Genomic DNA, 24,231 nt, shown 5'->3' on the forward strand with positions numbered 1-24,231 from the left:
TTAGGCTGAGTCTTATATTTTTATAATTCATAAAGGCTGAATTGTTTCCTCGATTTTACATTCTTTATTCTTAATTTTTAATTTATCTTACTACGCTTCCTGTTGGTAGTTCCCCTGGATTTACTACCTTTAGTAAACTATCGCCATCAGTTGATGCTGCTAATATCATTCCTTGTGATAGTTCCCCTCTTAGTGTTACTGGTTTTAAGTTTGCTACTAATACTACATATTTACCAACTAGCTCTTCCGGCTTATAGTATTGTGCTATTCCTGAAACCACTTGTCTTTCTTCCCCATTTAAGTCTACAGTTAGTTTTAATAATTTCTTAGCCTTCTTTATTGGCTCACAAGCTAATACTTTTACTACTCTTAAGTCTATTTTTTCGAAATCCTCTATAGTTATTTCTTCTTTAATTGGAGTTATTTCTCTTTTTTCTTCTGGTTTATTAGCAGCTAATTGAGCTTCTCTTAAAGCGTCTAATTCTGCTAATTTCTTATCTACATCTATTCTTGGGAATAGTGCTTCTCCCTTTTGGACCTTAGTTCCAACTACTGTTCCATCAAAACTATTTAATGATTCAAAAGTAACATTGCTTGCAGTTATTTGTTCATTTATCTTCTTGCTTGTATCTGGTAAGAAAGCAGATAGTAGTACTGAAGCAAATCTTAAGCTCTCAACTAAGTTGTATAAAACTGTTCCAAGTCTTTCTTTCTTTTCTTCATCCTTAGCTAATATCCATGGTGTAGTTTCATCTATATATTTATTTGCTCTTCCTATTAAATCAAATATATATTCTAATGCTTCTGGTATTCTTAATTTATCTATTGCATCATTAACCTTCTTAGGAGTTTCTAAAGCTAAATTAATTAATTCATTATCTATAGCTTCTTTAACATTATTATTTGGAACTACTCCATCAAAGTATTTTTCTATCATTGCTACAGTTCTAGATAATAGGTTCCCTAAATCATTGCATAAATCAGAGTTTATTTTCTTTATAAATATTTCATTATTGAATAATCCATCTGCTCCAAATGGAATTTCTCTTAATAAATAGTATCTAACTGCATCCACTCCAAAGTTTTCAACTAAAGTTACTGGATCAACTACATTACCTTTAGATTTAGACATCTTTCCACCATCAACAAGTAACCATCCGTGTCCGAATACTTGCTTTGGTAGTGGTAAATCTAAAGCCATTAACATAATTGGCCAATAAATAGTATGGAATCTTAATATGTCCTTACCTATTAAATGAACATCTGCTGGCCAGTATTTTTCATAAAGCTCTTTGTTGTCACTTCCATATCCTAAAGCTGTTATATAGTTTGAAAGGGCATCTATCCAAACATAAACTACGTGTCCTTCATCAAAAGTAACTGGAACTCCCCAATTGAAGCTTGTTCTTGAAACGCAAAGATCTTGCAATCCTGGTTTTAAGAAGTTATTAACCATTTCATTTTTTCTTGATTCTGGTTGAATAAAATCTGGATGAGTTTCAATGTATTCCATTAACTTGTCAGCATATTTACTCATCTTAAAGAAATAAGCTTCTTCCTTTGATTTTTCTACTGGTCTTCCACAGTCTGGACAATTTCCATTAACTAATTGAGTTTCTGTCCAGAAGGATTCACAAGGAGTACAGTATAAACCTTCATAAGATGACTTATATATATCTCCATTATCATATAGCTTTTTGAATATATCTTGAACAGCTTTAATATGATAATCATCAGTTGTTCTTATAAATTTATCATAGCTGATATTCATCATCTTCCATAAATCTTTAATTCCTGCTACTATTTCATCTACATGTTTCTTAGGTGTTATTCCCTTTTCTTCTGCTATTCTTTGTATTTTTTGTCCATGCTCATCTGTTCCTGTTAAAAACATCACATCATACCCTGTTAATCTCTTATATCTTGCTAAAGCATCTGCTGCTACAGTAGTATAAGTGTTTCCAATATGAAGTTTAGTTGATGGATAATAAATTGGTGTAGTAATATAATATGTCTTCTTACACATACCATTTTCCTCCCTTAATCGTTTCTTCTTTATAAATTCTTGAATAATAAAAAAGTCCCTATATAGGTATATTAAAACCTACATAGAGACGTATTATACGTGTTACCACTCTAATTCATATTTATCTTGCGATAAATATCTCAATAGGTGACATGCCATCACCTTGCAATATAACGGTTGCTCCCGTATTTTCCTAGCTATATTGCTCAGAAAATATGCTCCAAGGCCATCTTCATAAAGCTTTATGCCACTAGCTTTCACCTAACCTAGCTCTCTTTAGACATTCTCCTTTACTACTCTTCTCTTCATTGCATTCTTTATTTATTATTATGATATTCTATATTAATTTTACTGTCAATTATTTTTATCATATCATCTTTTTTCAAATTTTTTCTTTAATAATTTATCTATTATTAATTTATCTAAAATAACCATAAATGAATTAACTAATAATAAAAAATTGAATGACTTTTCCCCTATTATAAGTAATACTATTGCATTAATTATAAATAATATCGTTCCTACTGTTCCATAAATCTTAGCAGCCACTTTATTAGAATATTCCCAAGAAAACTTATCTTTAATCGAATATTCAGTCTTATACCCAATTTTAGTATCTGGGTAATTCGTAGATTTAGTTTCATAAATTCCACCTATAACAAATAGCGCTATTGGTATTAGTTCTATCAATATTAAATAAATCCAAAAATTCATATTATAATATCCTAACTCTTTATCTTTTTTATTTATAGTCATAATTATATACTTATTTACCAAATATGTCATATATTATATTTAATTAAATTTATATGATATAATAATTTTGTATGGAGGTGTTTAAGTATGAATAATTTAAATGTACCTAATATAGGCTCTAGAAACATAAAAACTGGTATAGCCGTTTTAATATGTTTATTATTATTTCCAGGTGCCTTAAACCCACCAATTGCAGCAATTATCTGTATGCAAAGTACCATAGAAAATTCGGTGCATACCGGAATTAATAGATTAATTGGTACTTTTCTTGGTGGTATTCTTGGTATTGTTATGTTACTTGCTATAAGCAAACTTAATTTACATTCATTTTCTACAATTATATCTGCAGTAAATGTTTGTCTAATTATTTATATTTGTAATGTAATAAAAAAACCTGCTGCTTGTGTCATTGCATCAATAGTTGTTTTAAGTATTTTGGTAGATCCTGCCGTTGCTAATCCTATTATGTATTCTATAAGAAGGACAGGTGAAACTGCTATAGGAGTTATTATCGGAATATTAATAAATAGATATATAAATCCTCCAGAAGAAAAACTTAAAAAAATGGATGAACCAAATGAAAATAAATAATATAAAAAAATTCCTCCGCAATTTTTAAGAAATATAAACATTTCCTTTGCCGACTATTACAATCCTATAATCTGGTAATAAAAAAGTTAAATTAAACTTATCTGATTTAGGCGAAAGCCTAATAGCTTGGAGAATTATTTGATTTTCATCAAATACTTGTAAATAAATGCTATCTGTTTCAGATACATTTTGTACTGTATATCTTTCATTTGAAAAGTTTAAGTCAGAAACCTTATATACTCCTTCCTCAAATATATTTACTGCATATACTGATTGAGTAAATATAATAAATGATAAAAATAAGGAAACCAAACTAATAGTAATAAATTTCTTCATTATTCTAACCTCCCTTCATGGTTATTTTGGCTAGATTAATATTAAATATTCCTCTAGCCATTGAATACATAAATAAATTTAAATTTCTCTAGTTTCACCTTCTAAGAACTTAACTTCTTCTTCACTTAGATATGGACTTAATTTTTCAAATACAATTTTATGATAGTTGTTTAACCATTCTTTTTCTTCATTTGTAAGCATATATATATCTACACCGTTTAAATCTATTGGACAATATGATATTGTATTAAACTTATAAAACTCTCCAAACTCTTCTGACTTCATATCTTCTACCACTAAAAGTGTATTTTCTATTCTTATTCCATGTTTTCCTTCTTTGTAGACTCCTGGTTCATTGGTTATTATCATCCCTTTTTCTAAAGCTGTAGTATTTCCTTCTGGTCTTATTCCTTGAGGTCCTTCATGAACATTTAAAAAATATCCTACACCATGACCTGTTCCACACTTATAGTCAATTCTATAGTTCCAGAGAGGTCTTCTTGCTAATATATCTAAATTCATCCCAGTTGTTCCTTTTAGGAATTTGGCTGTTGCTAAAGCTATATGTCCCTTTAACACAAGAGTAAAATCTCTTTTTTCTTCAGAAGTTAGCTTTCCTAAAACAAAAGTCCTTGTTATATCTGTTGTTCCATCAAGATATTGAGCTCCTGAATCTACAAGAAACATTCCTTCTGCTTTTAATTCATAGTCTGTTGCCTCTGTAGCTGAATAGTGCATCATTGCTGCATGGTCTTTATAGCCGGCTATAGTATTAAAACTATCACCTTTATAATTTTCACCCATCGCTCTAAGCTCTGTCAATTTCTTACTTGCTGATATCTCAGTTATTTTTTCTTTCTTTATTGATTCTTTTAACCACTTAATAAATCTAACCATAGCTACTCCATCTCTAATTTGAGATTTTTCTATGTTAGAAATTTCAATATCATTTTTAACTGCTTTTAGTCTTGTTGTTATATTAATTTCATCTATTATTTCTATATCTTTACTTAATAGTGAATATATTTTAGCATTTAACTTACTTGCATCTATTATAGTAGCTTCATTTATTAATTTAACGTGCTCCTCTATTTCATCATATTCATATATGTTAATGCCTTGGCTATTTAATTTGATTCTGGTTTCGTTATCTATCTTATTATTATTTATATAAAGATTTGTATCCTTTTCAGTAACAATTACATAAGCAAGAGCAACAGGATTAAACTTTATATCGTTTCCTCTTATGTTACATAGCCATGCTATATCGTCTAATGATGATATTATATAATTTGCAGCTTTTTTTTCTTTCATATGGTATCTGACTTCACTTAATTTTTCTAAAGCAGATTTACCAGAATATACTTCTTCATGTATAAATATTTTACTTTTAGGAAGTTCGCTTCTTGTAGCCCAAAATTCCTCTAATAAATCATTATTCATATTTAATCTAAGCTTATTTTCATTAGCTATATTTAAAAAACCTTTATATTGATTAACAGAAAACAACTTACCATCAAATCCCAAAGTTTCTTCTTCTTTAATATTTTGCTTAATCCATTCCTCAATAGTTGGATATCCTGAAGTTCTCATTTTCATAAGTGAAATTCCAGTTCCTCTAAGTTCTTTCTCAGCTTGAATAAAATACCTTCCGTCAGTCCATAAATAAGCATCCTGATGTCCTATTAATAGAGTTCCTGCTGAGCCAGTAAAACCTGATATGAACTCTCTTCCTTTAAAATAATCTGCTACATATTCACTTTGATGTGAATCACTACTTGGAATAATATAATAATTTATATTATTTTTTTTCATAATGTCTCTAATTTTTTCTAAATTACTCACGTTAGTGCCCCCTAATTAAAATGATAAATTATTTTCTATCACTTCTTTATTTTTATATTCAATATTATATATATGTTTTAGTTAATAATCTACATAATTAATATAATATAACTCTATCTTCAGCTTATATAGTTAAATCGAAAATTCTTAATATATTGTATTTTCTGAAAATTTATTGATTCGATTAAGTTTTTCGTATATAATTTATGTAACGTATACAAGGGGGGAAGGCTTATATGGGAGACCAATCTAAATTTAAGAGCTTTATTGTAGAGGCTAAAAGAAATACATATGCTTCAGGAGCAAAAAAAGAAGAATCTTCTAGACCAAATTCTAAAGACTATGCTTACAAAAAATTTAATTATTACTATCTTGATAGTTTTGTTGGAAACAAAGATTTTATAGGTGAAGAATTGGTTTGGGATAATGAAAAAATTTGTTGGGGGATGAATTATAAAGGACAAGTTCTTGTTAAAGAAACTCCTTCTGGATTTAGTAAATTCTTAAAAGATGCTTTAAAAAAAGTATCTGATGATTGTCCATTTAGAGGACCTAGACATTTTGAGGATGAAGATTTTGTTTATGAATGTACTTGGGATGGTGATATTGCTTCTTTTAATGGTGTTGAAGCAATATATCATAAAGGAACACAAATATTTAAACTTTATTTTCATGGAGGAAATCTTAAATAATAGCAAAAAAATTTAGGAAGTTTTGCAAGTATATATACTTGCAAAACTTCCTCTTTATTTTGTAAAACTTATTTACACTGATTCCTCAACCTTTTTACCTAAGACTTGAATTCCTAAATAAACCGCTATCACAGCTATTGGAAGTACTACATACCACTTTATTCCAAATCCTGCTGGAATATATCCAAACAAAATAGTTATTACTGCTATAAACAGTGAGTACCATATTTGCGTATTTACATGAGCAATATGATTGCATCCAGATCCCATTGATGAAAGGATTGTTGTATCTGATATTGGCGAACAATGATCCCCAAAAATAGCACCCGTTAATACAGCACTTGTACTAACAATCACGTAACTCATATCTGGATTCATAGAATACGCTAATGGTATTGCTAGAGGCATTAATATTCCCATAGTTCCATATGCAGTTCCTGTAGCAAATGAAATAACTGCTCCTAATATAAATATTAAGCTTGGAAGTAAAAAGTTAGGTAATGAACCTGAAAGTAACGAAACTAAATATTTAGCTGTTCCTAAATCCTTTATTACAGAGCTTAATGACCATGCTAATAATAATATTACACCTGTTATTAGTAGAGGTTTCATACCATCTATCCATGTGTCTATAGCTTCTGAAATAGTAAATATTTTCTTAGATACTCCCATTATTATAGATACAACGCTTGCTATTAAAGCTGATTGGAATAATGCAATTGATGCATCCGATGCACTAAATGCCTCTTGTATAGCTTTGAATGATAGTGGTGAGCTGTTCATTATTTGCTGAAGAGCACTATCTTCTCCACCCATTATTGCAGAATATCCACTAAAATAAAAACATATTAAAGCTGTAATAACTAATGTTCCTATAGGAATTATTGCATTCCATATACTTAACTCTACCCCTTCCTTTGGTTCAAGATCATCATGATCCATATTAGAATCAACTGCGACCTCACTATCATTCTCCGAATTTAAACTTCTTCTTCTTGCAGCTACTTCTGCTTTATACATTGGCCCAAACTCTTTTAATAATATTGAAGTGATAAATACAAAAACTAATATTAATATATTGTAAAATCTATAAGGTATAGTCTGTAAGAAGATTCCAAACGCATCAACTTCTTTCCCTATACCATTTAAAAAAGCATCCTTTATTAATCCAACTTCTAATCCTATCCAAGTAGATACAATAGCTAATCCTGCAATAGGTGCTGCTGTTGCATCTATTATAAAAGCTAATCTTTCTCTTGATATTTTCATTTTATCTGCAACTGGTTTCATAATAGGTCCAACAATTAATGAATTAGCGTAGTCGTCAAAAAACACAGCTATCCCTAATAAAAGAGTTACTACTTGAGTACTTCTTGCAGTTTTGGCCTTTTTGGCTAATGCTTCTGCAACAGCTTTAGCACCACCCATTTTAGCAACTAAATGAATAACTCCACCTATTACTAAAACCTGTAGTATTATTCCTGCATTCCAAGGATCTGCTAGAGAGTTTAAAGATCTAGATACTAAATCTAAAAATGAATGAATAACAGCAGTAAAAAAAGATTTATCTACTAACTGTACTAAAAATGCTCCTGATAGTGTTCCTATGAATAAAGATATAATAACATTCTTAGTTAAAAAGGCTAATACTATTGCAATAACTGGTGGTATTAAAGTTAAGAATCCATAATGATTAGCATTAGATGTAGCTGTATCTACTTCCGTTGCAAAAACTATAGATGTTGATTGTAATGTTAATATTATTGTAATCAATAATATTCTTAAGTTTCTTTTATTATTCATATTTTTCTCCTTCAATGTTTAAATAAATAATTAAAAAGCAGAACAAAAAAAAGCCTTGAGTTTCACTCAAGGCTCTAATATACTCTAAATTCAAAAAGTAAAATTCCTCAAGCGATAGCTCATCACAATAACAAAACTTGTGACAGTGTTACACATATTTTATGCAACCCCAGTAACATGATCTTAAAGCATCAATCATACACTTCGGCGATAATTCCTTTCCTACTAAATCTAAGTGCTTACCTCATTAATAGTACTTTTAAGTATCGCTCCTCTACCCTTGTCTTTATTTATATTTATTTTATACAAATATTATATAATCATTAACTAACTAAAGCAACCATTAACCTATAATATATTATTTTATCTTGTTTCCATAAATGTTTCTATTTCTTCTATAGTCTTAATCATATCTTTAGTTAATACTTCATTACCATTCTCAGTAATAAGAATATCATCTTCTATTCTTACTCCTATCTTCTCTTCTTCTATATATATTCCTGGTTCAACAGTATAGACCATGCCAGCTTCTAATATAACATCCCTATTTTCTAATTCTATATCATGTGTGTCCATGCCTAAGCTATGCCCTATACTATGATAATAAAACTTTGAAACTTCATCTTTATTGGTCATTAATCCAAGTGAAATACACTCTTCAGCAATCCATTCTCTTGCTTTACTATTTAACTCTAAAAAGCTTACTCCTGGTCTCATTTCTTTAATAACTTTTTCATTTACTCTAAGAACCGCATTATATACTTCTTTTTGCCTTTCCGTAAACTTACCATTAACAGGGAATGTCCTTGATATATCTCCATTATAATATTTATATTGAGCTCCTAAATCAAATAATATTAAATCTCCATTATTCAATTCTGAGTCATTATTTACATAATGCAAAACTGTTGCATTTTTCCCTGCGGCTGCAATAGTTTTAAAAGCAAAATCATTTACTCCATTTTTCTTACATATAAAATCAAAATATGCCTCTAGTTCATATTCCTTCATTCCAGATCTAGAATTTTTCATTAATGTTTCTACACCTTCTATTGTAATTTCTATAGCTTTTCTAATTCTTTCAATTTCTTCTTCACTTTTTATGAGTCTTAAATTACCTATAAGCTTAAAAGAATTCTTTATGTTTAAGTTATAATACTTACTCTTAATTTCACTCGCATACTTATATGAGCTATTTTCTTTTTCTAAGTCTAAATAGATATTTATTTCTTCATTATCCGAAATTATCTTATCTATAAAATTATTAAATTCACCTAAATATCTCACATCTTCTATATCACAAATTTCAGGTACCTCTTCTTTTCTTATAGTTTTACCTTCCCATTTCTCTACAATTGGGTCAACCTCTTTTATAAATAAATATTCTTTTATCTTACCACTAAATTTTGATAAGACTAAAATATGATTTTCTTCATCTATCCCCGTTAAATAATAAAAGTTTCTGTTAGGTGTAAATTTATATTTTTCATCAGCAGTTTTTTTCGGGGCATTTCCAGCAAATAATATTAATAAGGAATTATCTTTAATTTTATTTAAAACCTTATTTCTATTACTTTTATAAAATTTCTTATTCATAAATTAATGTCCTCCTTATTCCATTGCTAATACCTTAACGCTAATTACATTAGGTAGTGCTCTTAAAGTATTTACTAAATGTTTTAAATCTTTTTTTACATTAGATATGTCAAGGGTTATAGTGACATTTGCAGCCATATTTATAGGTATATCTTGACTTATTGTTAATATATTTCCCTTATTAAAAGCAATACAATCTAAAACCTTAGATAAAGTTCCAGTTTCATGGGATAGTAATACAACTAATGTTATTTTCTTACTATGTATCCCTTCTGTCATTGGAAAAACATAATCTTTATATTTATAAAAGGTACTTCTACTTATCCCTGTTTGTTTCACAGCATCACTTATATCCTTTGCCTTTCCAGTAATAAGGTTTTCCTTAACTTCTAAAACTTTTTTAAAAACCTCCGGCAATACTCTCCCACTAACTATATAAAACTTTTCCGAAGACATAAAGTCACCTACCTTATATTAAAATTAAATAAGCTATATAATTAATAATTATATAGCTTATTTAAAATAAAATATATATGTTTCAATTAATAATCTACATCATTACTAAGTAATACTATTACAAGTTAACATTACTACTTAAGCAAAATTCAAAACATACATTGTTGAAACTTTTATATAAGTTTTTGAGACTCTACATAATATCATAAATTTAAAGTATAATTAAATTTATAATAAATATACTTAGATATCTACTATTATTTATATATGAATCTTATTTGATTTCTTTATTCTATTTATAAATATCTTTAAAAGCGAAATCAATATAGATATAACTCCCCCTAATGCAAAACACAGTTGAATGTTTCCTGTAAATAACCCTGCTAAAACTCCAAGTCCTACTCCATAAGCAAGAAACATAGTTAGTAATTTCAATTCCTCTTCTGACAAAAATAATTTGTCATTCCATTCCATGTTTATACACTTCCCTCCTTCTTTCTATATTTTTATTATAAGATACTTTCATTAATAACTAGTTACAAAATTATTACGTATTGATTAAAATTTGTTAATTATTTATTTAATAAATTCACTACATTATAAATTTATTCACCAAGAAAATTGCAGCTATTATAGCTGTTAAATCAGCTAATATAGCAGCCCATAATGTATGCCTTATCTTCTTAATTTGAACTGCTCCAAAGTAAACTGTTATTGTGTAGAATATTGTTTCTGTTGTTCCCATAATAACTGAGGAAATTAATCCTATTGGTGTATCCGGTCCATGTGTTTTTAGTATATCAGTAAGAATTCCTATAGCTCCACTGCCTGATAAGGGCTTTACTAATACTAGTGGAACTACCTCCTTTGGCAATCCAATTAACCCACCAATTGGTGCTACCATATTATTTAATATATCTAATAATTTTGCTTCCCTAAATATGTTCACGGCTATTATCATAGCTAATAAATATGGAAATATGTTTAAACAAACCTTCAACCCATCTTTTGCTCCTTCTATAAACCATTCGTAGACTTTTCGTCCTTTAAACATTCCATAAGTAATGATTATAATAACTATTATAGGAATTATACTTTTGGTTAAATATTGAAACATTTTATTATACACCTCCTATTAAAAATATCTTTGTAATACTTTACAACAAATAACTCCCATTATAGCAGCAATAGTACTTGCTAGTACTGCTGGAAGTATTATTGAGCCTGGATTACTTGAGCCACAAGCAGCTCTTATTGATATTACTGTTGAAGGTACTAATTGTATACAAGCTGCATTTAGCACTAAAAATAATGACATGTCATCTGATGCTGTTCCTTTTTCCTTATTTAACCTGTCCATTTCTTGCATAGCTTTTATACCAAATGGTGTTGCTGCATTACCCAGCCCCATCATATTTGCTGTTATGTTCATAACTATTGCTCCTAATGCCTTTTCATCCTTAGCAGCCTCTTTAAAAATAAGCTTTAATATTGGTCTTAAAATCTTTGCAAGTTTATTCGTAAAACCACTTTTTTCTGCTACTTTCATTACCCCACACCAAAAACACATAAGTCCTACTAGCCCTAAAATTAATGAAACAGTTGAATCAGCAGAAGATATTATAGCTTTTGATATTACCTCTCCATTACCTGTTAACAATCCAATTAATACCCCTAAAAATATCATTCCAAACCAAATATAGTTTATCAAAATCTCACCTCTTATAAATTGCTTAGGCATATTAAAATGAATAATAGACTAAAGATATTTTACTATTGGTCTATCATTTATTTGATTTTGCCTTATACAATATATGCCTTGCATAAGGTATTTATTAGTGATAGGATAAATATATGTAATATTAATTATGTTTATATGCTTAAAGGAGACAAATTATGAAAGAAGCAAACTTAAAACTAGCTCAACAAGATATAGATGATGCATTAAAAACAGTAGATGATATGGTAAGCGTCATCGATGGAGATGACCTTTCTAAAGATATCTTAAAGGAAAAGTTTCTTACATTAACAGAAAAGGTTCAAGAATTGGAAAGTATTTTAAAAACTGAAGGAATTCTTTAATATTTATTATAAAAAAAACAACTTCGATAACGAAGTTGTTTTTTTATGACTTATAACTCACATTTTTTTGATTAGATAACCCACTTCTAATCTTAAGACCATACACTATCATACTTTCTCTTACACACAGTCGAAATTTGAAAACGTTTAATAATATATTGTCATAATTATACCATGATTTTCATCCGCTAGCAATACTTCAGAACAAAAAAGTATAAAGTTTACAATTAAGGGGATATCTACGATATCCCCTTACTAATACTATTTACAGCTTTCTCTTTCTATAAGCTCATATTCAAGAATAAACTGTGATTCATCTAATTCCTTTTTGTTTAACATTTTTATAAGCATTCTCATAGCTACTGATCCCATATCATAACTTGGTTGTCTTATAGTAGTTATTTTAGGATAGAAAACTGAAGAAACAGCATTGTCATTAAATCCTATAACGCTTACATCTTCTGGAACTTTTTTTCCACGCTCTCTTAGTGCATTTATTACACCCATAGCAATTTCATCGGATCCACATACTACTGCTTCATAAGCTTTATTGCTATTTTCGAAATATTCTACGGCCTCATACCCAGTCTTAACTTTTAATCCTTTTGTATATATTAAATCTTCATCTATACTGATATTTTTATCTCTTAGGGCATTTTCATAACCTATGTATCTATCACCCCAAGCATTCATACTATCCTTTTTAGCACCAGCATATGCTATATTTTTTAAACCTTTGTTTATAAGATAATTTGTAGCTTCTTCTGAAGCTTTTATGTTATCTATTATTACACTTGGTAAGCTTTCATCCTTATCTTTAGTTTCAACTAATACTGTAGTTAAATCTAATTCATTTATTATCTGTAAAGTTTCTTCTTGCAGTGATGAACTCATATATATAACTCCATCAACCATTTTCTCTTTAAGTACTCTTAAATATTCTTTTTCCTTTTCATCATCAAAGTCTGAATTACATAATATTACGTTATAATCGTAAATATTAGCAACATCTTCTGCTCCTCTAACTATTTCAGGATAAAAACCACTTGAAATATCAGGAACTAAAATACCTACAGTTTTTGTTTTTTGCGTCTTTAAGCTTCTTGCTACTATATTAGGTCTATATCCTAGTTTTTTTATTGCATCTAAGACCTTTTTTTCGTATCCTCGTTTACAACATCTATGTCATTTAAAACTCTAGAAACAGTAGCAATTGAGACGCCCGCTTCTTTAGCAACATCTTTTATAGAAGTAGCCATACCAACATCACTCCATTTTTATTATAATCTTTTCCTTATTCTACTATATATTATCTATATATTATACTATTTACAAATAATTAATACAATATTCAAGCTTTCTCTTTATAATAACTTACTATAATAGAGTTAAAAAGTTAGAAGTTTAGTAGAAACTTCTAACCTTTTAATAAAATCTTTACCTATTTTATAACTTCTACTGTCATATTTAGCTTTTCGCCATTTATGATTGTTTCTGTATAATCTGCCTTTTCATTTACTGCAATCTCTTGCGTTAAAGTTTCTCTTTTTATTACATCAGAATATTTATTGATTACGCCTATTAACATATCATTATCTGAAATAAATAATTTAATTTTATCTGCAACCTCAAAGCCTTTCTCTTTTCTCATATTTTGAATCTTTGAAATTACTTCTCTTAAATGTCCTTCTTCTCTTAATTCTTCTGTAATAGTAGTATCAAGAACTATTCCTATTTGACCTTCTCCAGCAAAAGCATATCCTTCTAAACCTTGCATTGTTACTAGAACGCTTTCACTATTTAAAACTATTTCAGTTTCATTCACTATTATAGTTTCAGTTCCACCATTTTGAAGTTTTTGTGCTAATTCCATTTGATTTCTTGAAGCTATTTCTTTTCTTATTCCTGGAATTAACTTACCATACGCCTTTCCTAATACAGGTAAATTAGGCTTAATTTCAAAATTAACATATTGTGATAAATCAGCACCGAATTCTACGACTTTTATATTAAGTTCATCTTTTATTATATCACCATAATATTCTGGTATTACTGCTGTTGATAAAAGCATCTTTGAAAGCGGCTGTCTATTTTTTATGTTAGCACCATTTCTAGCACTTCTTCCAAGTTTAACTATTGTATAAGCTAAATCCATTTCCTTTTCTAACTTTTCATCAATAGCATTTTCATCATAAGTTGGCCATGTGCATAAATGTACACTTTCCACAGCTGATTCATCTAAGCCTACAACTAAATTTTGATAAATTTCTTCTGTTATAAATGGTACAAACGGAGCTGCAACTTTAACTAAAGTAGTTAAGACTCTATATAAAGTAACATAAGCACCAATCTTGTCTTCAGTTAAGTCTTCTGACCAGTATCTTGCTCTATTTCTTCTTACATACCAATTTGAAAGTTCATCTGTAAACTCTTCAATAATTAATGCAGCTTGAGTTATATTATATGAATTTAAATTGTCATCAACATCTTTAATTAATGTATTAAGCTTTGACATTATCCATTTATCCATTACATTTTTTGATTTAAAATCTTTATATTCTAATGGATTAAACTTATCTAAATCTGCATATAAAACATAAAATGAATATACATTCCAGAAAGTACTTAAGAACTTTCTTTGTGCTTCTTGAACATCATCAATAGAAAATCTTGTTGGAAGCCATGGCGCACTTGCTGTATAGAAATGCCATCTTGTTGCATCTGCTCCTTGTGAATCTAAAACTTCAAATGGATCTACAACATTTCCTTTTGACTTTGACATCTTTAAGCCTTTCTTATCTAACACGTGGCCTAAAACTATACAATTTTCAAATGAATTCGTATCAAATATAGCTGTAGAAATAGCTAATAAAGTATAGAACCAACCTCTTGTCTGGTCAACAGCTTCTGAAATAAATTGAGCTGGGAAATTCTTTTCAAATACTTCTTTATTCTCAAATGGATAATGTAATTGTGCAAAAGGCATTGATCCTGAATCAAACCAACAGTCAATAACTTCAGCTGTTCTTGTCATTTCCTTACTACACTTAGGGCACTTTAAGTGAACATTATCTATATATGGCTTATGCAGCTCTATATCTTCAGGAACATTAATTCCCTTTTCTTTTAATTCTTCTATACTTCCTATACATTCTTTATGGCCACATTCACATTCCCAAATAGGAAGTGGAGTACCCCAATATCTATCTCTTGATATTCCCCAGTCAATAACATTTTCTAAGAACTTTCCAAATCTACCTGTTCTTATGTTATCTGGATACCAATTAATTTTATTATTATTTTCTAATAGCTTATCTCTAAGCTTAGTCATTGCAACAAACCAGCTTTCTCTTGGATAATAAAGAAGTGGTGTGTCACATCTCCAACAGTGTGGATATGAGTGTGTATGCTTTTCAGCTTTAAATAACTTGTTATTTTCATCTAAGTATTTAACTATGCTTTCATCACACTTTTTAACAAACTTTCCTGCCCATGGAGTTACTTCTTCTACAAAGTTACCACTAGCATCTACTAAGTTTATAAATCCTATTCCATTTTTCTTTGCAACAAAACTATCATCTTCACCATATGCAGGTGCTATATGAACTATCCCTGTACCATCTGATAAAGTTACATAGTCTCCATGAATAACTTCAAATGCCTTTCCTTCAACTTCACCAAAAGGAAGTAATCTTTCATATTTAGTTCCTAATAATTCAGTTCCTTTAAACTCTTTAATTACTTCATAGTCTTCGCCTAATACCTTTGAAGCTAAATCTTTAGCAAGTACTAATGTTTCATCTCCAACTTTCGCTTCAATATAATCATAAGCTTTATTTACACATAACGCTAAGTTTGAAGGTAATGTCCATGGAGTTGTTGTCCATGCTAATATATATTTATTTTCTTCTCCTTCAACTTTAAATTTAACTATAGCAGTTAAATCCTTAACATCCTTATATCCTTGTGAAACTTCATGTGAAGAAAGTCCTGTTCCACATCTTGGACAGTATGGCATTACTTTATGACCTTTATATAAAAGTCCTTTTTCCCACATTTGGCTTAATGCCCACCAAACAGATTCTATATATGAGTTATGATATGTAACATAAGGCTGTTCCATATCTACCCAGTATCCTATTTGATTAGTCATTTTTTCCCACATGTTTACATAAGTAAATACTGATTCCTTACACTCTGTAACAAACTTCTCTACTCCATAACTTTCGATTTGCTCTTTCCCTGAAATTCCAAGTTTCTTTTCAATCTCAAGTTCAACTGGTAATCCATGAGTATCCCAACCTGCTTTTCTTATAACTTTGTATCCCTTCATAACTTTGTATCTTGGGATAATATCCTTCATAACTCTTGTTAAAACGTGTCCTACGTGAGGTCTTCCATTTGCTGTTGGAGGTCCATCATAAAATGTAAAATACTCACCATCTTGATTCATATCAAAATTCTTTTTAATAACATTATTTTCTTTCCAAAGGTTTGCTACTTCCTTTTCCATGCCAACAAAGCCCTTTGACAGTTCAACTTTTTTGTACATATATAAACTCCCTTCTTTTGATCAATTTATATTAAATATACTAGTTTAAGACTATACTTATCTTTATCATAACCCTTAATCTATATTTTACATTATTAACTATAGACTAGTAATTATTCACAAGCTGATTGCTACTAAACATAAATTAAATAAAAAAAACTTCGCCCAATAGGACGAAGATAATTCGCTATACCACCTAAGGTCATAAGTTTATCATAAAATTATGAAAAACTTTCTATTTCGAGTACAATCATACTCTATCCTTTAACGCTGGCTAACGTGAAAACTTAATTAGTAAATTTACCTTTCAGTCTCAAACTCCTAGGTGATTTTCCTTAATCTTCTCTATGACTTTCCACCAAACAGTCACTCTCTTAAAGTATCCAACTAAGTACTTTTCCTAATCACAGTCTTTAATTATTGAATAAGCTAATATAAATATAATCATTATGTTAATAATAATTATATTCTACTACAAAGTAGAATAATATAAAAGATTATATTTAGGAATATTTAAATATAATTTTCACAAAATAGTATTATCAATACCAATTGACAAACTTATACTTATCTAATAATTTTTATTAATTAGTATTGACTTTCTTTATTGATAGCTATATAATTTAATCATAAAGAATAAACAATAATTATTTTTTATCCCCTTTATTTTCCTTAGTCTATTTCTTAATATATAGGAGGAAAACTAAATGGAAAATAACTTAAACGAACAAGTCCTTGATAAGATTACTAAAGTTTGTACTTGCAAGGCAATACCAAGATCCAAAATAAAAGATGCAATCAAAGCCGGAGCTCATACCGTAGAACAAGTTTCAAAGGCAACAGGAGCTTGTACAGGTGGATGCAGAGGCTACAGATGTACCCCTACAATCCAAAATTTGATTGATAAACATCTGGAAAATAACTAATATAGTTCCCCCAAACTATATTAGCATATAGATTATATCTCCCCTAAGCCACCTGTTATGGAAACAGGTGGCTTATATTTTGTTTAAATTTAAAATAGACATATGTAAGTTTGTGCTGACCTAAAAAGGACACCATAATAAATTAACCTTACATATGTCTAATATTTCATTTAAAAAAGTCTAACTGATAATCCATAATTTTTAAAAGTATCTTTTGTCATATCCATATGTTCTAATTTTTTATTTTCAATTTTATCCCTTGTTATGCTCTCGCAGGTCAATTCATCTATTTTGTCCTCCACAAATTTTCGTATTCTTCTTGGAGTTGGTATAACAATTGCCTTAAATATCATCTAAATCCCCCAAATAATTGCTTTATACTATAATTATATTTGTATTTAAATTTTATATTCATAACTTATGGGTATAAATTTATCAATGAATTTAATATAGAAAAATTATTAAAGAAAACTAAGCTTCATCCATTTTACCATCACCAATTATTTTCTCGCAATGAATCTATATTTTCACCATCACCAGCTTTTTCTATTAATTTTAATGATTCTTTCTTTAACATATATCCTCCTTATCCCACAAACTTCCATGAGCCTTGTTAAACAAAATTATTTTGTTTAACAATAGTATTTTCCCCTATACACCTAAAGCACATAGGACGATTTTTAAGCAAAATAAAAAGCCTTAGTTTTCTAAGACTTTAATTATTTAGTATTTAAAAAGATTATACCTTAATTTATATAACACATAATCTTTTTCTTTATTTTTTATAATATTTTTTAGAATTTGCAACCTATAATATAAACGATATATCCACATATAATACAAGCAACAAGGTATGATAAAAGTATAATCACTCGTTTTGAAGTTTTCATATCTTTATATTTAACTTTATAATCTGTAAGAAGAAATATTAAAACAAAAACTAAAGATAAAATTGGATATTCATCCAAAACTCCCTTGTGAAATAATCCTATGTGAATTGCAATGGGTAAAACTATCCATCCAATCCCTCGAACAAAATATATAAATATCTTTTTATTACATAAAACTTTAATATTTCTTATAAAATAATTAGTTTTCATATATTAATAAACTTATAGCCTTTCTAAGATTAACCAAGCTGCAGGATATGTTGGCTTTAGATTTTGAATATGTGATACTCTTACACAACTAATACTCTTTTCTAAAATCATTATATACGATTGCGTCCACCAGTCCTCTGGCTTAACTCTTATATACTCAACTGCCCAAGTTCCTAATGCACCTACAAGACCCCATGGGCTACCTAGCCCTAAAGTTGCTATTATCTTTGAAACAGCAGCGCTTGGCCCAAAATTAAGAATAAGATTTTCCAATGCATTCGGTGCCGTAGCAGATTCATATATCCTTTTTATATCAGACCTATACAAATATCTTTGTGCAATCATTTTTCCTTCAGGAAGACTTTGTGCAACAATTTTTCCTTCTGAAAGATCACTATTATTACCACTCATCATGTTAATTTGCTCTTGTTTAAAAACTGGATCCTTTAATTTTTCTTTATATTCATCAACATATTCTTTTGGTACTTGAGCAATTATAGTTTGTTCATCACTCTCAGAAACAATAACATTCACAAGTGAATTTTTTGCTGAAGTACTTGCATAAGTAGTAAATGGAACAGAAATAGACAGTAACCCTGCCATAAGTAATGTTAGCAATTGTTTTGTTTTAGCTTTCATAAAATCACCTCATAATTTATTTATAATACATGAATATTTTACCATAATTAAATGTATATTTTTGTCTAATATTGTATTAATTTCAATTCTTAATAAATATTTAATATTTTAGTGGGCTATAGTTCTAAAATTTAATGCTGATATCCTATAGATCAAGATAAAGTTTACTCTATCAAAAAACCTAAACAAGTATTGATTGATTTAGATTCAATTAATTGTGAAACCTATAGGAATCAATATGGTTTTAGGTACAATTTTCATTATTCCGCAAATGGATATCATCCATTAGTTGCATTTGATGGATTAACTGGTGAATTTGTCTCTACTACCTATTAATTCACATAAAGTTATTATATTAAACTTGTACTATTTAACTTTATAATATTGATTTAATTATATATATGTTATAATTTTATAAGATTTAATTTAAAAAGGAGATAGGATAAGTTATGGCAAGTAAGTTCTATTTACATAAGGGAAAGAATAAAAGAGCTGAGCAAGGTAGACCTTGGATATATATTGATGAAATAAATGAATATGATGGTGATTATGAAAACGGCGATATAGTTGAAGTATATAATCATAAAGGATTTTTATAGGTAAAGGTTATATAAATGATAAAAGTAAAATTACTATAAGAATAATGACAACAGACATTGACGAGGAAATAGATTATAATTTTTTTAAAAAGAGATTTTCTAATGCATTTGAATATAGAAAAACTGTTATAGATATATCATCTTGCAGGTTTATTTTCGGGGAGGCTGACTTTTTACCTGGCCTTACTGTTGATAAATTTGAAGATTATTATGTAATTCAAATTTCTACTCTAGGTATGGATAAGTATAGAGATATAATAGTTAAAATTTTAGTTGATGAGTATTCTGCTAAGGGCGTTTATGAAAGAAGTGATATAAAAACAAGAGAAATAGAAGGCCTTGAACAAACCAAAGGATTTTTAACTGAACCCTTTGATACAAATGTTGAAATAATAGAAAATGGAGTTAAATACATAGTTGATTTAGAAAACGGCCAAAAAACAGGATTCTTTTTAGACCAAAAAGAAAATAGAGCTGCTATACATAGAATTTGTAAGAACAAGGATGTATTAGACTGTTTTACTCATACAGGGTCTTTCGCATTAAATGCTGGTATTGCAGGAGCTAAATCAGTATTAGGTATTGATGTATCTCAACATGCCATCGATTGTGCTAGAAAAAATTCAGAACTTAACAATCTTCAAGATACTGTTAAATTTGAATGTCATAATGCCTTTGATATTCTTGGTGACTGGTCTAGAGAAAGAAAACAATTTGATGTTGTTATTCTCGATCCTCCAGCATTTACAAAGTCAAGAAACACAATTAAATCTGCAATTAGAGGCTATAAAGAAATAAATCTTAGAGGTTTAAAAATGGTTAAATCAGGTGGTTATTTCGCAACTTGCTCTTGCTCTCATTATATGAGTGAAGAACAATTAAAGAAAACAGTTCAAGAAGCAGCTCATGATGCTAGAAGAACCTTAAGGCAAGTTGAAATAAGAACTCAAAGTGCAGACCATCCAATTTTATGGAATTCCGATGAATCTTATTATCTAAAATTCTTTATATTCCAAGTTATATAGTAATTTAAACAAATTCATTTAAAAAGCTATTATTTCATAAAATTATAATTGTGAAATAATAGCTTTTTAATTTTTATTTATTATCTATAGAATTCTTGTGTTGCATAATAAGTATCTCCTATCTTAAAAACACCAATGCCTATACTACTAAAATTTGATGATAATATATTAGCTCTATGTCCTGGTGAATTCATCCAATTATCCATAAATTGTGTTGCTAAAGCAGAATCTCCTCTAGCACCTTGGATATAAGCAATATTTTCTCCCCAAGCATTATATGATACTCCATCTGCTTTCATTTGTTCTGTAATTAATCTACCTTGTGGGTCTTTATGATCAAAGTATCCTTTATCTCCCATATCTTTTGATTTTATTCTAGCATAGTATTCCATAGTTGTATTATAACTTAGAGCTGTAAGTCCCGCTGCTGCTCTTTCTTTATTTACTCTTTGAAAAATAGCTTGCTCAATTTCTGCTATATAATTACTATTATCTGAGGTTGATGGTTGTTGTGGAACCTCTGGCGTAATAGTATTAGGATTAACACTACCTCCTTGTGGAGCTTGAGGCGCTTGTTCTGGTTGACTCGGAGGTACAGTTTCGTTATTAGAATTATCATTATTATTTGGAACATTACCACCTAAATCAGGACTTCCATCATTATTTTCTTCATTAATATTTGGTCCTCCATCACTATTATCTGGTATCTCAGTCTCTTTATTTTTATCATTATCATTCTTATTTTTATCAGATGCAAGTTTTTTGTTTTCTTCAATATTAGTTGTGTTATTATCACCAACTTCATTTTTAGAATATGTATAGTATACTCCACCAGCCACTGCTATGGCTAAGAATCCCGAAATTATAAGAGTAATTATTCTAGATTTGCTCATAGGAATTTCCTCCTTTAATTTAATCTTATGTACAATATTAATAATATCATAATAATAGATTACACTAAATATGAGTTACCTTGTAATTAATGAAAATGTTTTAATAAAAGGATAAAATTATTTACTATTGATAAATTTTAAAAATTAAGAAGAAACTTAATTTTTATTAGTTGAGTTTCTTCTTAATTATTTTTTTAATTTTTATGATTTTATTATCTATTAAACTCTTATATTATATAATACACTTCATTTAATTTTTGATTAAAACTTTTCTATATAATTTTTAAGTTAATAAAGTTTCTTATATCTTCTTCTAAAATCATATTATATTTCTAATACTTTTTAAATTATTCTATTGTAAATTTCCAGTTTCCCTTTTGCAAAATATCGATATCATCAAGCTTAAGGTTTATTTTCCTTGTAAGCTTTTCAAAGATACTTATATCTTCATAATCAATATTTATTTCGCCAATTAAATTTTCCATATTCCCCATTCCTCCACTGTATTTAGAACTATCTAAAATCATATATATAAATCTATCACTTGAATTATTATTAGAAAAATCAAGACCTATTACAACTTCATCATTTGATCTTTTTACTTCTGTTATCTTTGCAATATCATCTATTCCTTCGAATGACAACTCTTGATTTAATTTATAATCTCCTGCATATTTAGGATCTTTAATTGTTATTTTAGTGGGATTTTTAAACTTATATTCTAAACTTATTTCCTTTATTTCTATATTTATTTTTCCATTATATTCTTCTAATATTTTATATTCCTTCCCAGTACCATCATTACTAGCTTCAAAGTTCAAACTTTTTCCGCCTTCATCTAACACCTTATCAATTTTTATATTTCCTATAGATACATTATACTGCTTTGAACTTATCGCACTTTCATCATTCCAAAGTCTAAAATATCTTTCTCCTTGTACATAATAACTAGTTCCACCAATTAATATACCTTTATTATCTATATTTCCACCAATATCATTATAATTATATTTATACTCAGCCTTTTCTAAAGTTACTTCCTTTAGTTCTTCATCTTTAAACATTAATACAAATTTATTCACTTTTTTGTTTTTTATATTAATTCCAACTTCTATAATTGATGTAGTACTAAAACCAATACCATAACCGTCAATATTAATTACTTCTCCATCTTCTAACTTTATTTTAATTCCAGATGCTATTTCTTTAGCTTCTTCAGGATATGATTCTGATATTATTTGAACAAATAAATTCTCGCCTTTCTTTATTATACCCTTAACTAATATATCCTTATTATTGATATTTACTTTAAAAGGCTCTTCTAACATATATATTTCTTTATCTTCTTCTAAAGAAATAATACCATGTGAAGCACTAAAGACTAATTTTTCTTTTATTTTAGCAATTACATCATTTCCTATAGGAGATATTACAAATATAAAGCTTAAAAATAATAGTGCAACTATTAAATATCTTCTTTTGTTATTATAAAATATTTTCTTATATAGTCTCCTTTTTATTCTTTTCTTATCAATTTTATTTAATGAAATTTCTTCATCTATGGTTTCTATATTAAGATTGTTTAAATATTCATAAATATCTTTTTCTTTCATACTATAATACCTCCTTTTCTCCATAGAAATCTTTTTTTATTTTTTGTCTCCCCCTAAATATCCTGGTATTTATATTGCTTATTGTCATTCCAATTGCTTTACTTATTTCAATACTTGTCTCTCCTAGTAAAAATTTTCTAATAAAAATACTTTTATCAGGTTCTTCATAGGTCATTATAAGTTTCAGTAACCTTTTTGACTCTAAACTATTTATAAACTCTTCTTCTAAATCCTTTTTGTCAGATATATTTTCATCTATTATTTCAGTATTAATTCTTTTAGAATTTTTCCTAAAATAATCTATTGCTTTATACTTTGATATCCCCGCTATCCAACTTTTAAAGTTATCTCTAGTTCCTATAAATTTATATCCATTTTCCCATACAGCAATAAACACATCATCTATACATTCTTCTATTAACCCTCTGTCTCCAATTGACTTAAGAGCATTAGTGATTATTGTATTAACTAATCCTCCATAAGTATCTACAATATAATTTAAAGCTTTAGGATGCTTCTTCTTTAAGTTCTCTATAAAGTTATTCTCATCAATTCGCATTTACTCACTCCTATTTACTTCTTCATCTTATATATCGATAATAAATTAAAAATATTACAATTATTTTCAAACAAAATAAAAGATGACTAAGTGTAATGCTTAGTCATCTTTTATTGAAATAAATTCTATAATTATAGGAGTT

Annotated in this window: 21 protein-coding genes, 2 pseudogenes, 1 riboswitch and 2 other annotated features; of the genes and pseudogenes, 6 read left to right on the plus strand and 17 right to left on the minus strand. The window is 28.4% G+C overall.

What is annotated here, in order from left to right; all coding sequences use genetic code 11:
- Nucleotides 1-82 precede the first annotated feature (82 nt).
- Nucleotides 83-2,026, minus strand: a complete 1,944-nt coding sequence (gene metG, locus A500_RS07120) for a methionine--tRNA ligase (RefSeq protein WP_016206907.1) — start codon at nt 2,024-2,026, stop codon at nt 83-85.
- A gap of 81 nt (nt 2,027-2,107) precedes the next feature.
- Nucleotides 2,108-2,344 (minus strand) — a binding site (T-box leader).
- Between the two features lie 54 nt (nt 2,345-2,398).
- Nucleotides 2,399-2,782, minus strand: a complete 384-nt coding sequence (locus tag A500_RS07125) for an SdpI family protein (RefSeq protein ID WP_016206908.1) — start codon at nt 2,780-2,782, stop codon at nt 2,399-2,401.
- Between the two features lie 87 nt (nt 2,783-2,869).
- Between A500_RS07125 and A500_RS07130 the strand changes: the two genes are divergently transcribed.
- Nucleotides 2,870-3,373 (plus strand): FUSC family protein, encoded by a 504-nt coding sequence (locus A500_RS07130; RefSeq protein WP_016206909.1) that lies wholly within the window; start codon nt 2,870-2,872, stop codon nt 3,371-3,373.
- Nucleotides 3,374-3,397: 24 nt separating this feature from the next.
- On the opposite strand, the gene A500_RS07135 is transcribed toward A500_RS07130, so the two are convergent.
- A complete protein-coding gene (locus tag A500_RS07135) occupies nt 3,398-3,709 on the minus strand; it encodes a hypothetical protein (RefSeq protein WP_016206910.1) in 312 nt (103 codons plus the stop codon).
- A 78-nt stretch (nt 3,710-3,787) separates the two neighbouring features.
- Nucleotides 3,788-5,554 carry an aminopeptidase P family protein gene (locus A500_RS07140; protein WP_016206911.1) on the minus strand — a complete coding sequence of 589 codons (1,767 nt, stop codon included), beginning with the start codon at nt 5,552-5,554 and terminating at the stop codon, nt 3,788-3,790.
- Between the two features lie 236 nt (nt 5,555-5,790).
- Here A500_RS07140 and A500_RS07145 point away from each other — a divergent pair, with 236 nt between their 5' ends.
- Nucleotides 5,791-6,246, plus strand: coding sequence for a DUF5680 domain-containing protein (locus A500_RS07145; RefSeq protein WP_016206912.1), 456 nt, complete (start codon nt 5,791-5,793; stop codon nt 6,244-6,246).
- Between the two features lie 72 nt (nt 6,247-6,318).
- On the opposite strand, the gene A500_RS07150 is transcribed toward A500_RS07145, so the two are convergent.
- The 6 genes from A500_RS07150 to A500_RS07175 all read right to left on the minus strand — a co-directional run bounded on the left by A500_RS07150 (nt 6,319) and on the right by A500_RS07175 (nt 11,812).
- Nucleotides 6,319-8,049 (minus strand): Na+/H+ antiporter NhaC family protein, encoded by a 1,731-nt coding sequence (locus A500_RS07150; RefSeq protein WP_016206913.1) that lies wholly within the window; start codon nt 8,047-8,049, stop codon nt 6,319-6,321.
- 107 nt (nt 8,050-8,156) lie between these two features.
- Nucleotides 8,157-8,334: riboswitch (Lysine riboswitch) on the minus strand.
- Between the two features lie 78 nt (nt 8,335-8,412).
- Nucleotides 8,413-9,645: an aminopeptidase P family protein gene (locus A500_RS07155; protein ID WP_016206914.1), complete on the minus strand. Its 1,233-nt coding sequence runs from the start codon at nt 9,643-9,645 to the stop codon at nt 8,413-8,415.
- A gap of 15 nt (nt 9,646-9,660) precedes the next feature.
- Nucleotides 9,661-10,101, minus strand: coding sequence for an ACT domain-containing protein (locus tag A500_RS07160; RefSeq protein WP_016206915.1), 441 nt, complete (start codon nt 10,099-10,101; stop codon nt 9,661-9,663).
- A 261-nt stretch (nt 10,102-10,362) separates the two neighbouring features.
- Entirely contained in the window at nt 10,363-10,575 is a 213-nt protein-coding gene (locus A500_RS07165; RefSeq protein WP_016206916.1) for a hypothetical protein, read from the minus strand.
- A gap of 118 nt (nt 10,576-10,693) precedes the next feature.
- Complete coding sequence (locus A500_RS07170; protein WP_016206917.1) at nt 10,694-11,218, minus strand: spore maturation protein; 525 nt, start codon at nt 11,216-11,218, stop codon at nt 10,694-10,696.
- Between the two features lie 18 nt (nt 11,219-11,236).
- Nucleotides 11,237-11,812 carry a nucleoside recognition domain-containing protein gene (locus A500_RS07175; RefSeq protein ID WP_016206918.1) on the minus strand — a complete coding sequence of 192 codons (576 nt, stop codon included), beginning with the start codon at nt 11,810-11,812 and terminating at the stop codon, nt 11,237-11,239.
- Between the two features lie 185 nt (nt 11,813-11,997).
- Here A500_RS07175 and A500_RS07180 point away from each other — a divergent pair, with 185 nt between their 5' ends.
- Nucleotides 11,998-12,183, plus strand: coding sequence for a hypothetical protein (locus tag A500_RS07180; protein ID WP_016206919.1), 186 nt, complete (start codon nt 11,998-12,000; stop codon nt 12,181-12,183).
- 261 nt (nt 12,184-12,444) lie between these two features.
- Here the strand turns inward: A500_RS07180 and A500_RS07185 are convergent.
- Together A500_RS07185 and ileS are read right to left on the minus strand one after the other, a co-directional pair.
- Nucleotides 12,445-13,442: pseudogene (locus A500_RS07185) on the minus strand (LacI family DNA-binding transcriptional regulator).
- A 182-nt stretch (nt 13,443-13,624) separates the two neighbouring features.
- The gene (ileS, locus tag A500_RS07190; RefSeq protein WP_016206920.1) at nt 13,625-16,735 is read right to left on the minus strand and encodes an isoleucine--tRNA ligase; all 3,111 of its coding nucleotides are present in this window, start codon (nt 16,733-16,735) and stop codon (nt 13,625-13,627) included.
- A 166-nt stretch (nt 16,736-16,901) separates the two neighbouring features.
- Nucleotides 16,902-17,152, minus strand: a binding site (T-box leader).
- 290 nt (nt 17,153-17,442) lie between these two features.
- Here ileS and A500_RS07195 point away from each other — a divergent pair.
- Nucleotides 17,443-17,661 (plus strand): (2Fe-2S)-binding protein, encoded by a 219-nt coding sequence (locus A500_RS07195; protein WP_016206921.1) that lies wholly within the window; start codon nt 17,443-17,445, stop codon nt 17,659-17,661.
- Nucleotides 17,662-17,831: 170 nt separating this feature from the next.
- Here the strand turns inward: A500_RS07195 and A500_RS07200 are convergent, their stop codons facing one another.
- Together A500_RS07200 and A500_RS07205 are read right to left on the minus strand one after the other, a co-directional pair.
- Nucleotides 17,832-18,014 carry a hypothetical protein gene (locus A500_RS07200; protein WP_016206922.1) on the minus strand — a complete coding sequence of 61 codons (183 nt, stop codon included), beginning with the start codon at nt 18,012-18,014 and terminating at the stop codon, nt 17,832-17,834.
- A gap of 759 nt (nt 18,015-18,773) precedes the next feature.
- Nucleotides 18,774-19,400: a hypothetical protein gene (locus A500_RS07205; protein ID WP_016206924.1), complete on the minus strand. Its 627-nt coding sequence runs from the start codon at nt 19,398-19,400 to the stop codon at nt 18,774-18,776.
- 171 nt (nt 19,401-19,571) lie between these two features.
- On the opposite strand from A500_RS07205, the gene A500_RS19910 reads away from it, so the two are divergent.
- A complete protein-coding gene (locus A500_RS19910; RefSeq protein ID WP_278245097.1) occupies nt 19,572-19,736 on the plus strand; it encodes a transposase in 165 nt (54 codons plus the stop codon).
- 113 nt (nt 19,737-19,849) lie between these two features.
- Nucleotides 19,850-21,024, plus strand: a pseudogene (locus A500_RS07210) (class I SAM-dependent rRNA methyltransferase).
- 80 nt (nt 21,025-21,104) lie between these two features.
- Here the strand turns inward: A500_RS07210 and A500_RS07215 are convergent.
- The 3 genes from A500_RS07215 to A500_RS07225 all read right to left on the minus strand — a co-directional run bounded on the left by A500_RS07215 (nt 21,105) and on the right by A500_RS07225 (nt 24,089).
- On the minus strand, nt 21,105-21,917 hold the full coding sequence (locus A500_RS07215) for a CAP domain-containing protein (protein WP_016206925.1): 813 nt from the start codon (nt 21,915-21,917) through the stop codon (nt 21,105-21,107).
- A 347-nt stretch (nt 21,918-22,264) separates the two neighbouring features.
- The gene (locus A500_RS07220) at nt 22,265-23,530 is read right to left on the minus strand and encodes a hypothetical protein (protein WP_016206926.1); all 1,266 of its coding nucleotides are present in this window, start codon (nt 23,528-23,530) and stop codon (nt 22,265-22,267) included.
- A 1-nt stretch (nt 23,531) separates the two neighbouring features.
- A complete protein-coding gene (locus A500_RS07225) occupies nt 23,532-24,089 on the minus strand; it encodes a sigma-70 family RNA polymerase sigma factor (protein ID WP_016206927.1) in 558 nt (185 codons plus the stop codon).
- Between the last annotated feature and the right edge of the window lie 142 nt (nt 24,090-24,231).

The sequence above is a fragment of the Clostridium sartagoforme AAU1 genome (genome assembly GCF_000401215.1).
GTDB classification, from domain to species: domain Bacteria; phylum Bacillota; class Clostridia; order Clostridiales; family Clostridiaceae; genus Clostridium; species Clostridium sartagoforme.